Here is an 11,447-nt window from a genome sequence, read left to right as displayed (position 1 = left end):
TCAAACGGATTCAGGTTTGGCTTTCGGAAGCTCAATGCCCGGGAAGATCTTGATCACGGCCGAGTCATCCTCGCGGCCAAAACCCGCGCTGGAAGCTTGCATGAACATCTGATGTGCCGTTGCCGATAACGGCAGCGGAAACTTGCTGGCCCGCGCGGTATCGAGAACCAGGCCCAGATCCTTGACGAAAATATCGACGGCGGACAAAGGCGTGTAGTCCGCCTTGAGAATGTGCGGTACGCGGTTTTCGAACATCCACGAATTACCGGCGCTGTGGGTGATCACTTCATACAGCGCATCGGCATCCACCCCTTCGCGCAACCCAAGGGCCATCGCCTCTGCGGAAGCGGCGATGTGCACGCCGGCCAGCAATTGATTGATGATTTTGACCTTGGAACCCAGGCCATGAACATCACCCAGGCGATAGACCTTACCGGCCATGCCCGCCAGGATCGCATCGGCCCTGGCGTAGGCCGGAGCCGGGCCGGACGTCATCATGGTCATCTCGCCCGCCGCAGCCTTGGCGGCGCCACCGGAGATCGGCGCATCCAAGTAGAGCAAGCCTTTCTCATCCAGGCGTTGCCCCAGTTCCACTGCGTAGGTCGGCGCGACAGTGGCACAGCCAATCACCAGACTCCCCGGGCGCAATGCAGCCACGGCGCCACCTTCACCGAACAACACGGTTTCGGTCTGCTCGGCATTCACCACAACGGTGATGATCACATCACACTCACCGGCCATGTGAGCCGGTGAAGTGCAGGCCACACCGCCTTCGCTGGCAAATTGCGTGGTGACGGCTTCGCGCACGTCACAGGCATGCACGTTGAAGCCGCTGCGCAACAGCGAACGGGCAATGCCCAGTCCCATCGCGCCCAGACCGATTACGCCGACATTCTTGTTATTCATGGGGTACTCCAGAGAAAAGCTGCGGGCACGGCCTGACCGTAAAGGCGCAGGGCATTGTCCACGTGTGCAGAGAGGGGAAAGACTGGATCGATGGTGATGGCGGTGCCAGCCACAGAAGAAGTGGCGACAAGGCGGCTGGGCGTAGTCTCGAACATCGTCGCAATCCTGTTTTATGTTGTTTTCAGGTTGTCATGCGGATTGAGCAGATAATCCACCAATGATCAGATTATGTGAAGTTATTTTTTCATCTAACATTTTTTAACATTGCCAAATAACACAGCCCCACACCAGGCACACTCAGTCACTTGATGTTTTCGGATGGCATCGCACACAAGACAACGGTCGAAGGACCCGGAACTGCGGACACGCAGAATCGTGGGCTCGATGTTGCTGAGCCCTACTCATTCAAGTGCAGTCATTCGAGTGCGGTGATGCCATCCAGGGCGGATGGCAGATGGACGGCCTTGCCGTTTCGACGTTTGCTGAAGATTACGCCCGCAAATCCTCAAAAAACGCCTTGCCTTGAGGCACACGATCAGAGGCCTTGGGGACATTCGGTCCCTGGGCATCCTGATTTTCCAGATACCAATAGCAGTGCTTGACCGCCCGGGTGATGCCTACATAGGCCAGCCGCAGGATTTCGTCTTTCTGGGCGCTGTCATAAGGCTCAGGGTCTGCGTCCTTGCCCAGGCCAGCCATGCGATACACCTGATTCTTGTAGGGCGAAGACGTCAGGTGCTGGCAGTCACCCAGCAAGAAAACGGCATCCGCCTGCAACCCCTTGGAGCTGTGATAGGTCAGTTGCTTAAGCCTGCGATCCTCAGGCGCCAACCTTGAATCAACATTAACTACAGACTGAATATCCTTTTCTATCAATAGTTTATCGCTACTTTTTCGATATAACATCAAGATGCTGTCACCGGCGTTGTAATGCTCGATCAGGCGCGCTGCCAACCCCTGATCGTCGCGATGCAGCACATTGACCGGAACTGGCGTCTTGGGCTCGCCACTGGCCTTGGCCTTTTTGCCGGCAATGGAGGGCGCCGCGCGCACAATATGCTCGGCCGCATCAATGATGTGCTGATGACTGCGGAAGTTGTCGCTGAGCATCACCCGCGTGGTCGCGGGCGACGGGAATTCCTTGTTGAACTCCATGAAGTATTTGGGCGAGCTGCCTCGCCAGCCGTAGATCGATTGCCAGTCATCCCCGACACACAGCAGCGATGAGCGCTGGGTCCCGCGCCCCACATGCATCGCCGGTCCACGACTGCGGATTTCGCGCAAGCTGGCGCGCAACCAGGACACGATCTGCGGCGAGACGTCCTGAAACTCATCGATCATCAGATGGGACAGCGGGCGCAGTTGCTCATGGCTCAGCAGCTTGAAATTCTGCGGGGTATTTTCGCCAAACAGGGAGAACATGCGGTTGTAAGTCATGACCGGGGGCGTCTGGGCCAGCAGATGATCCTCCAGCGCCCGCCAGTACAGGCTCAAGGCCTCAAAGAAGAAACGGTCCGGGTCTTCCTTGGCAAAGCGCATATCGCCCACCGCCGCCGCCACGTCGAGCCCCAGGTTCTCGATAAAGCTTGCCGCCGCGACAAAACTGTCGAGCAGCGGCGCTGAACCCAACTCACCCTTGAGCTTGTAATCAAAGCCCGGGCCTGCGCTGGCATCACCCGCCATTGAACTGATAACACGCTTGGCAGAGTCATAGCTATCTAGCCAAATCAATGGCTTACCGCAGAAAGCTCGAAACAGAGTGCGTTTTACTGCCCACTCGGCACGCACACTGAGCCGGGCACCGGGACGGCAAATCTGCGGATTCTCCCGAGGATCAAAGCCCAGCACTACCCAGGCATCCAGCTCGGCAATGTAACCGTGACAATGGAACTGCGAGCCATTGATCTCGACGGTTTCGCGATTGGGCTCGATACCTTTGATCGGCCACGCACCGGCGGCAAACCACAAGTCTTCCAGGGTGTCGCAGAGTTCTTCATCGCGCTTGGCGGCCAGCTCGGTCACGGCCATGCGCTTTTGCACTTCAGGATGGTCGCGCTCCAGTTCCTTGAGCTGCAAGGCATGCATGCGCAGAGGTGCCAGGGTCTGACGAAAGCGCTCATCGCGGGTGTACAGCCCGTGGTAGCAGGCATTGAGCTGCTGACGCTGGGCATCGTTGATGCGCAGGTCAAACGGGTTGCTGTCGGCATCTTCATCGTTGAGCAGGCTACGGGTGTTCAGGGTCTCGAAGGCCTGCAACCGGGAGTAGCCGGGCAAGCTGCGCACCATGGGCAAAATCCGCGAGTGAAAGGTGCGCACTACATCCCGGGCTTCCTTGAGCGACAGGGTGCGGCCCCACAAGGCAAAAATCTCTTGCAGCTTCTTGATGAAATCCTTGCGCGATTCGCGGGTAAAGGTCACGACGGTCATCGAATCGAGCTCGAAACCCAGGTAGTGGGTCAGCAGCAGGATCCGCAACACCAGCGACGTCGACTTCCCTGCCCCGGCACCCGCGACCACGGAGGTGGATGGTGTATCGCTGAAGATCATCTTCCACTGTGCGGCACTGGGCTGAGCGTGCTCGGGCAGGATGGCGGCAACATCCGCCTTGATCTGCTTTTTCAGTTCTGGCCCCAGCGGCAGCCGCCAGTCATCGAACAGGTTGTCATCGATACCGGGCGCCCGCAGCTCCTGCGGGCGCGTGTCACTGATAAACAGCACCTGACGGCCCTCTTCCAGGCCTTCGGCATGACCCTCTGAAAAGCCGTAATCGACCCCGGCACTGTGCCCGCTGCGAAACCCGTCCGCCTGGCCTTGCAACCAGGACGCAGCATGTTGTGCCCGCAAACGGTTCAAACCACTGCCAAATAATCGCGCAGCCAGGCGCTTGAACAATGGCAATTGGGTAATGGGGGCAAGTTCTTCAGGCAGTTCGGGGGTGTGTTGCGGCACGCTGACTCCAGGGTGTGAGGCTGTCCGGGCGGATGAGCTATGGTCGCCCCATTGCGCACAGAGATCTAGCTAATTGCTTGAGCATCAGCCGTTTAGGGCAGGCAGTGAAGGTAAAGCCTATTTAGAGACAACACTAGACATCTATTTATTAGATTGGTTACACGCATTTTTTAAGCTTTTTATCGATATGTTCCTGACAGAGAATCACACCATTATCAACCGGGTAGCCGTTCACACCCACGGGCAACCTGAACAGGAGACGTATCATGCTTGAACTCAGACCCTTCACTACCCTGGGCGGTGCCAACCACGGCTGGCTGGATGCCCATCACCACTTTTCATTCGCCGAATACTACGATCCACAGCGTATGAACTGGGGCAACCTGCGGGTGTGGAACGACGACGTTATCGCCCCTGGCACCGGTTTCCCGAAGCACCCTCACCGCGACATGGAAATCATCACCTATGTCCGTGAAGGTGCAATCACCCACGAGGACAACCTGGGCAACAAGGGCCGCACTGAAGCGGGCGATGTCCAGGTCATGAGTGCGGGCACCGGCATTGCTCACAGCGAATACAACATGGAGTCGACACCGACCAGGATCTTCCAGATCTGGATCATCCCGAACAAGGAAGGCGAGGCACCGTCCTGGGGCGCCCGGCCCTTCCCCAAGGGCCAGCGCGAAGGCTTTGTGACACTGGCCAGCGGCAAGGATGGGGACCACGAAAGCCTGGGTATTCGCGCTGATGCACGCCTGGTCGCCGCCAACCTCAAGGCCGGAGAAACAGCCGAGTATCGGCTGGACAGTGGCCGCCGCGCCTATCTGGTACCTGCCACCGGGGTGATCGAAGTCAACGGCCTGCGTGCCAGCGCCCGTGACGGCGTGGCAGTGGTCGATGAGTCGGTACTGCGCGTGACAGCCATTGAAGACAGCGAAATCGTGCTGGTGGATGTGGCCTGATCCGTCTTTGACCTCACTAAACCCGGAACACCCGGTATGCCTGATAAATCATGAATTCCGTTTTTACGACTGCTTCGTCGCAGTGGCGCACCAAACCGAACGCAGCCTCGCACGGCTCGTCAGCGACTACGCACGGGATGGGTAGCGAAACCTGTAGTCGCTGACGAGCCGTGCGAGGCTGCGATCGAGGAGGCACTCCTCGCAAAACCCGGCAATCGCGTGCCACCTGAAGAATCGCGAACCATGGTTTTACGGCTGCTCCGCAGCCGATCGCAGCCTCGTTCTACTCCTCAGCGGCTACAGATTTTCCACCTGCCGCTACCTTCAGGAAGTCACGAATGCCTTGGCATTTGCCTTGCGCCGCTGAATCAAGTAACCCAGCACCGCCAAGGGTGCAGTTGCCAGCATCACTTCAACGGTGATTTGCAGTGGCTGACTGATAAACGCCGAAACCAGCAGGCTGCCCAGAAAACACAGGCCAAGCTGCATGGTGTTTTGCAATGCAGCCGCTTTGCCGGAATTTTCCGAAAACGGCATCAAGGCATTGGCAACCACAATGGGATAACTCGCACCGTTAACCAGTGCCATCAAACAAAACGGAATCAGCAAGGTGGTCAGCGTTGGCTCGGTTTGCGTGGCCACCAGATACAGCCCCACCATGCTCGCGCAGTAAGCGACCAGCAACCAGGGCAACAGCGTACGGCCACTGACCCGCAGCAGTGCACTGCGACAGCTGTAGCCACCCACCAGAAACGCCAGGGTGGGCAGCGCGTAACTCAAGCCAATATCGCTCGGGCTGTAGCCCATGTCGCCCAGGATAAAAGGTGATGCCGTCAACCAGGCAAAGAAGCTGGCCGAGCAAGCGGCGAAGATCATCACGTTGCCACTAAACGGTGCCGAGCGCAGAAGCTGCCAATAGCTCACGCCTGACGCTACCGTCCGGGGTGTTGTGCGCGCTTTTTCCTTGAGCATCAGCGTGGGAATGATCAGCAGTACCGCCAGGCCCAGCAACACTGCGAAGATCGCTTGCCAGCCCAAGTGACTCAAGACCACGGCGCCCAGCAAAGGGGCCAACGCCGGTGAGAGCCCCATCAGCGGCATGATCCCGGCAAATACACGGCTGGCCTTGTCGGCCGGGTAGCGATCAATCACCAGTGCTTGCCAGGTAACGGCCGCCGCACAGATACCGATGGCCTGGATGAACCGCAAGCTCAAGAGCAACACGCTGTTCTCAACCCAGAACATGCCCCCACACCCCAGCGCAAACAGCGACAGCCCCGCCAGCAGCACCGGCTTGCGACCCAGGCGATCCGACAACGGCCCCCAGAGCAACTGCCCCACTGCAAAACCGGCCAAAAAGATACTCAGACTCGCGCCCACAGCGCCGGCAGACAACCCTAATTCACTGCGCAAAGCGCCGAATGCAGGCAGGTACATATCCATCGCCAGGTAGCCGAGCATGCTGAGCCCGGCCAGATAACAGGTAAAACCAAAAGAATTCTTCATGTGCACCCAAAAACTTGCCATCAAACAATTTGTTGACTGCCGCCCATTATCCAGCCGAGGATCAGCTTGTGAAGCGATAATAATTGCCAACTGGCATCGAATTTTTTGAAGGCAAACCCATGTGGTCCGAATACTCGTTGGATGTCATTGATGCGGTAGCCCGCCACGGCAGTTTCAGTGGTGCGGCCCAGGAGCTGCACCGCGTCCCCTCAGCCGTCAGCTACACCGTTCGCCAGTTGGAACAGTGGCTGGCCGTTCCGTTGTTTGTTCGTCGCCACAGGGATGTGGAGCTGACGCCCGCCGGGCAGATGTTTGTCAAAGAAGCCCGCGACGTGATGAAAAAAATGCTGGGCACCCGTCGCCTGTGCCAGCAGGTTGCCAATGGCTGGAGCGGTCAATTGCGGGTGGCCGTGGACTCCATCATCAAGCATCCGCGCTGCCGGCAAATGGTGATCGATTTCTATCGGCACTTTCCCGACGTGGAGCTGATTGTCCAGTACGAGGTGTACAACGGTGTGTGGGACGCGCTGGTGGACGGTCGCACCGACATTGTTATCGGCGCCACGCGAGCAGTGCCGGTGGCGGGCAGCTTTGCTTTTCGCGACATGGGCTTTCTGCACTGGCTGTGCGTGGTCAGCCCACAGCACCCCCTGGCTTCGGTTGTGGGGTTGCTGGGCGATGATCACCTGCGCCCCTTCCCTTCACTGTGCATGGATGACACCTCCCGCAGCCTGCCCAAACGGGACACCTGGACGCTGGACAACCAGCGCAGAATGATGGTGCCCGACTGGGCAACGGGGCTGGCCTGCCTCAGCGACGGGCTCTGCGTCGGCATGGTCCCTGCCCACCTGGCTCAGCCCTTGATTGAACAGGGCAAGCTGGTGGCGCTGCACTTGCAACGGCCCTTCCCGGCCAGCCCTTCATGCATTGCCTGGTCGCAAAAAAATCACTCCCCGGCCATGAGCTGGTTACTGGAGTATTTGGGCGACACGCCAACCCTGAGTCAGGAGTGGCTCAATGAACATCAAACAGAATCGGATACAGCGACACCACCAGTAGAGTTGCCATCGTCAGATTGAACGCCAACAACCATTTTGGCTTGGTCAGAACACTGCGTAACGCGCTGCCACAGCCTGCCCAGACACACACGCTGGGCAAGTTGATGACGGCAAAGACCAGGGCGATGATGAACACATTGGCGATGTACCCCTGGGACGGCGTGTAGGTAGTGATTGCACCGACGGCCATCACCCAGGCCTTGGGATTGACCCACTGGAACGCCGCTGCACCCCAGAACCCCAAAGGCTTGCCCTGGGCAGAATCCGAATCCGAAACCGGCCCTGACGTGGCGACTTTCCAGGCCAGGTACAGCAGGTAGGCCGCGCCCAGGTAACGCAACACGGTATAGGCCACAGGCACGGCCTTGAACACACCGCCCAGCCCCAGCCCTACCGCCAGTACCAGAAACATGAAGCCGAAGCTGATGCCCAGCGCGTGGGGAATGGTGCGCCTGAACCCGAAGTTGACGCCCGATGCCAGCAGCATGGTGTTGTTGGGCCCGGGCGTGATGGATGAGACAAACGCAAACAGTGCGAAGGCAGTAATCAGTTCAAGGGAGAACGGCATGAGGGTATCCGGCAGTCAGAGGAGCGGTTGACTCACCCTATCGGATTACAGTGCTGGCATTGCGCTACAGCTGGGCTCTATTTTTACCACACACATTTGAATGTGTACTTTCGTTTTGACGACGGGATTTTCACACCACTTTCACATCGTCGGGCCTAGATTGGATCCACTCCTTAGTGAATCCCATTTGGCCCGCTTCCCCCAGCGGGCCTTTTTTTGCCTGTCTTTCAATGACCTCTCAGTCTTCCAGGGCCTTGACCTGCTTTGCCGGTTTGGCCGACTTGCCCGCAGCAGCGCCCTTGACTGGAGTCTCGACCGCAACCGGCGCCTGGGTTTCCTTTTCAGTCGAAGGCAAGGCATCGATGGTTTTGAACAGCTCGCCAAGATCAACGTCGCCGACTGTCTCGACTTTCTTTTCGCCATCCTTGCCGATCAGGATCACTTTGGCCTTGTCAATGATCATCCCCGGCTTGAGTCCGCGAATCATCGACATCGTGCTCTGGGGCTCAAGGTCCTTGCCATCACGTTTGCCAGTGATCCCGACAATTGTATAAAGCACCATGTTGCGTTCGTTGAAAGCCTGTTTGGTGGCCGGGTCTTCGAGTGCTTTCTTGAGGGCTACCAGGGTTGGATCAGCCTCGGCACGGGCAACAATCACCAATGGACGAGCTTTGCCGCGATCCTGTTCAAGGGGACTTGGAACTTCAACAGCTTGCACCGTGCCACTCACCAGCACACTGGCAAGGATCAATAAACGGATAAACATCCAGATCTCCTTTTATTATCGGACCGGCTTCGCGAGCGTGTTGCCAATGCCTTGAAACCCGTGGCGTTGAGCCTGTAACTCAAAGCTTAGGCCAAGGGCTCAGTCACGCAACCGGGTCCCGGACTTTGCCTTTCATGTTTATTTTTTGCAACTGCATCCAAACCCCTCGCCTACGGGTAGTACCTGTAACAGCCACTACGCTGTTAACCCATCAGGAGATAGGTACATGAACGTAAAACGCTTGATCAGCCATGCCAGCGTTACACTTGCCGCCGTGATGTTTGTCGGGGTGCCCGTCGCCTATGCCCAGGCTGATTTGCCCGAAAACATTAGGGTTCCCGACGGACACAAGATGGCGATGACGACAGTTGGCGTAGGCGAAATCACTTACGAGTGCAAAGAAAAAGCCAATGCGCCCGGTCAGATGGAATGGTTTTTTGTCGGTCCAAAAGCCCAACTCAACGACACAAATGGTAAACAAGTCGGCACCTATTTTGGCCCGCCAGCCACCTGGCAAGCCCTGGACGGTTCCAAAGTGACGGGCACCCAGCTCGCGGTAGCTCCCGCCGGCGCAGGCAATCTGCCGTACCAACTGGTCAAGGCCAATCCGGCTGAAGGCAAAGGCGCCATGAGCGGCGTGAGCTATATCCAGCGTGTCGCCCTCAAAGGCGGCGTGGCTCCCAGCAGCGAATGCACGGCCGTCAACAAGGGCCAGCGCCAGGTGGTTCCTTATCAGGCTGACTACATTTTCTGGGCCAGCCGTTAAGATCCGTGGCTTGTAGCGTTTCTCGTCTACGCTGCTCCGATGGAGCCTGGGGTAATGCCCCGGGGATGTCCCACCTTTAACGGCTGAATACAGTGACGCTACCTGAGCCATTGTTTGACTATGAAGCCTGCCTGTTCGCCTGCGCCCGCGGTGAACGGCAGGCGCTGGTTGCCCTGTATGCCCAGGAAAGCGCACGACTGCTCGGTGTTGCCAGGCGCATTGCCCGCGACAACGCTCTGGCCGAGGACATCGTGCATGACGCCTTTATCAAGATCTGGACGCGCGCTCCCAGTTTTGACCCTCAGCGCGGGTCGGCACGGGGCTGGATTTTCAGCGTGACACGGCATCTGGCTCTGAACTTCATGCGCGACAATCGCCTTGAGCTTCAAGTCAGCGAAGACAGCGAACTGGCACTACAGCCCCTGGCCGACCTCGATGGCAGTCAGGCGCAGGATGCCCTTGAATGGCGAACGGGCTCCGAGCGGATTTACGGCTGCCTCGAACAACTCGAACCCGCCAGGCGTACGTGCATCGTGCATGCCTACGTCGACGGTTATACCCACGCCGAAATTGCCGAAAAACTGGCCACGCCCCTGGGCACGGTCAAAGCCTGGATCAAACGCAGCTTGAGCGCCTTGCGCGAGTGCATGGGATGACTTTCAAACCTGAAGACAACGACCCGGCCGACCTTGATGCTTTGGCGGGCGAATACGTGCTGGGAACCCTGGACGCGCAACAGCGGCGTTCAGTCGAGCAGCGCCTGGCCCATGAAGCCGACCTGCAAGCAGCGGTGCAGCGCTGGGAAGCGCGCCTGTTGCCACTCAACGACCTGGTGCCCGCACAGACGCCATCCAGGCAGCTGTGGCCTCGAATCGAACGCAGTCTCAACGCGTTGAATGTCCCTGTACCCCGGACTCAGGCCAGCACATCCTGGTGGAACCTGCTGCCATTGTGGCGCGGCCTGTCAGCTGCGGGCCTGGCGGCCGCCCTGGTGCTGGGCACGGTGTTATTGACCGCAGCCCCGACAGCTTCACCGCCTGCTTACATGGTGGTACTGGTCGCACCGCAAAATCAGGCACCAGGCTGGGTGATCCAGGCCAGTAACCGCCAACAAATCCAGCTTATCCCCTTGGGCATCGCACAGGTGCCCAGCGACAAGGCGCTGGAGTTCTGGACCAAGGGCGATGGCTGGGATGGCCCCGTGTCCCTGGGGCTGGTCAAGCCTGGACAAACCTTGTCATTGCCACTGGATCGCTTGCCACCGCTGGAGCCCAATCAACTCTTTGAGCTGACCCTTGAAGGTCCCAACGGCTCGACGACTGGAAAGCCTACTGGCCCGATTCAATTTATCGGCCGTGCCGTCAAAGTGATTTGACGGCCTTGCTTCTCGCCCGGTAATGACGTGCCACGGCCACGGCAACCATCAGCGCAATGACCCCTAGCGCAATCGGCAAACGATACGGCTTGAGGTCGCCCAGCATCCCTTCCAGAAACTCCCCGGCCCAATACCCGGCGCTGGCAAACAGCGTTGCCCATATGGCAGCGCCCAACGCGTTGATGCAGGTGAATTTCAAAGGCGAAACCTTGCAGGCCCCAATCACCATCGGCCCGACCAGCCGCATGCCATATAAAAACCGCACCGAAAAAATCGATACCGCTGGATGCTGATTGATCATTTGAGTGACCCGGTCGATGACAGCCTGCTGCTTGTGCAGGCGCGGCAGCAGGCGAGCGCCGAAATACCGGCCGATCCAGAACAGCAACTGATCACCCAGCATCCCCGCCAGACTGGCGTAACCAATCACTGGCAAGAGCTTGAGCACATGCTGGTGCGCGGCCATCCCGCCCAGCAGCAGGATGGTTTCACCCTCCAGCAGGCACCCGATGAAAATGGCCAGATAACCATAGGTTGCCAGCAAGTAATTGAAGTCGATGTGTTCGAACATGGGTGCTTTATAGCTCCATT

Annotated in this window: 11 protein-coding genes; 5 read left to right on the top strand and 6 right to left on the bottom strand. The window is 58.3% G+C overall.

Going from position 1 to position 11,447, the window contains the following annotated elements:
- Positions 1 to 918, bottom strand: a complete 918-nt coding sequence (gene ltnD, locus KO536_RS10140) for an L-threonate dehydrogenase (protein ID WP_257622890.1) — start codon at positions 916 to 918, stop codon at positions 1 to 3.
- A gap of 477 nt (positions 919 to 1,395) precedes the next feature.
- The gene (locus KO536_RS10135; RefSeq protein ID WP_219261831.1) at positions 1,396 to 3,855 is read right to left on the bottom strand and encodes a UvrD-helicase domain-containing protein; all 2,460 of its coding nucleotides are present in this window, start codon (positions 3,853 to 3,855) and stop codon (positions 1,396 to 1,398) included.
- Between the two features lie 266 nt (positions 3,856 to 4,121).
- On the opposite strand from KO536_RS10135, the gene KO536_RS10130 reads away from it, so the two are divergent.
- The gene (locus KO536_RS10130) at positions 4,122 to 4,817 is read left to right on the top strand and encodes a pirin family protein (protein ID WP_133078013.1); all 696 of its coding nucleotides are present in this window, start codon (positions 4,122 to 4,124) and stop codon (positions 4,815 to 4,817) included.
- A gap of 324 nt (positions 4,818 to 5,141) precedes the next feature.
- Here KO536_RS10130 and punC read toward each other — a convergent pair whose 3' ends face one another.
- Positions 5,142 to 6,323 (bottom strand): purine nucleoside transporter PunC, encoded by a 1,182-nt coding sequence (gene punC, locus KO536_RS10125; RefSeq protein WP_219261830.1) that lies wholly within the window; start codon positions 6,321 to 6,323, stop codon positions 5,142 to 5,144.
- 119 nt (positions 6,324 to 6,442) lie between these two features.
- Between punC and punR the strand changes: the two genes are divergently transcribed.
- Complete coding sequence (gene punR, locus KO536_RS10120; protein ID WP_219261829.1) at positions 6,443 to 7,402, top strand: DNA-binding transcriptional activator PunR; 960 nt, start codon at positions 6,443 to 6,445, stop codon at positions 7,400 to 7,402.
- Here punR and KO536_RS10115 read toward each other — a convergent pair.
- Together KO536_RS10115 and KO536_RS10110 are read right to left on the bottom strand one after the other, a co-directional pair.
- Complete coding sequence (locus KO536_RS10115; RefSeq protein WP_133078010.1) at positions 7,338 to 7,949, bottom strand: LysE family translocator; 612 nt, start codon at positions 7,947 to 7,949, stop codon at positions 7,338 to 7,340. The two genes, punR and KO536_RS10115, sit on opposite strands and share 65 nt — an antisense overlap.
- A gap of 238 nt (positions 7,950 to 8,187) precedes the next feature.
- Positions 8,188 to 8,715, bottom strand: coding sequence for a DUF4174 domain-containing protein (locus KO536_RS10110; protein WP_219261828.1), 528 nt, complete (start codon positions 8,713 to 8,715; stop codon positions 8,188 to 8,190).
- Between the two features lie 226 nt (positions 8,716 to 8,941).
- Here KO536_RS10110 and KO536_RS10105 point away from each other — a divergent pair, with 226 nt between their 5' ends.
- The 3 genes from KO536_RS10105 to KO536_RS10095 all read left to right on the top strand — a co-directional run bounded on the left by KO536_RS10105 (position 8,942) and on the right by KO536_RS10095 (position 10,856).
- A complete protein-coding gene (locus KO536_RS10105) occupies positions 8,942 to 9,481 on the top strand; it encodes a DUF3455 domain-containing protein (RefSeq protein WP_219261827.1) in 540 nt (179 codons plus the stop codon).
- Positions 9,482 to 9,573: 92 nt separating this feature from the next.
- Positions 9,574 to 10,137 (top strand): sigma-70 family RNA polymerase sigma factor, encoded by a 564-nt coding sequence (locus KO536_RS10100; protein WP_219261826.1) that lies wholly within the window; start codon positions 9,574 to 9,576, stop codon positions 10,135 to 10,137.
- The gene (locus KO536_RS10095) at positions 10,134 to 10,856 is read left to right on the top strand and encodes an anti-sigma factor domain-containing protein (protein ID WP_219261825.1); all 723 of its coding nucleotides are present in this window, start codon (positions 10,134 to 10,136) and stop codon (positions 10,854 to 10,856) included. The genes KO536_RS10100 and KO536_RS10095 overlap by 4 nt, the downstream gene beginning before the upstream one ends.
- Here the strand turns inward: KO536_RS10095 and KO536_RS10090 are convergent.
- Entirely contained in the window at positions 10,843 to 11,427 is a 585-nt protein-coding gene (locus KO536_RS10090; protein WP_219261824.1) for a DedA family protein, read from the bottom strand. The two genes, KO536_RS10095 and KO536_RS10090, sit on opposite strands and share 14 nt — an antisense overlap.
- Positions 11,428 to 11,447 lie beyond the last annotated feature (20 nt).

It is taken from the genome of Pseudomonas sp. NKUCC02_KPG (assembly GCF_019345465.1).
Classification (GTDB): domain Bacteria; phylum Pseudomonadota; class Gammaproteobacteria; order Pseudomonadales; family Pseudomonadaceae; genus Aquipseudomonas.
Note: the sequence above shows the minus strand (reverse complement) of the source record. Positions and strands in the feature narration are given on the sequence as shown.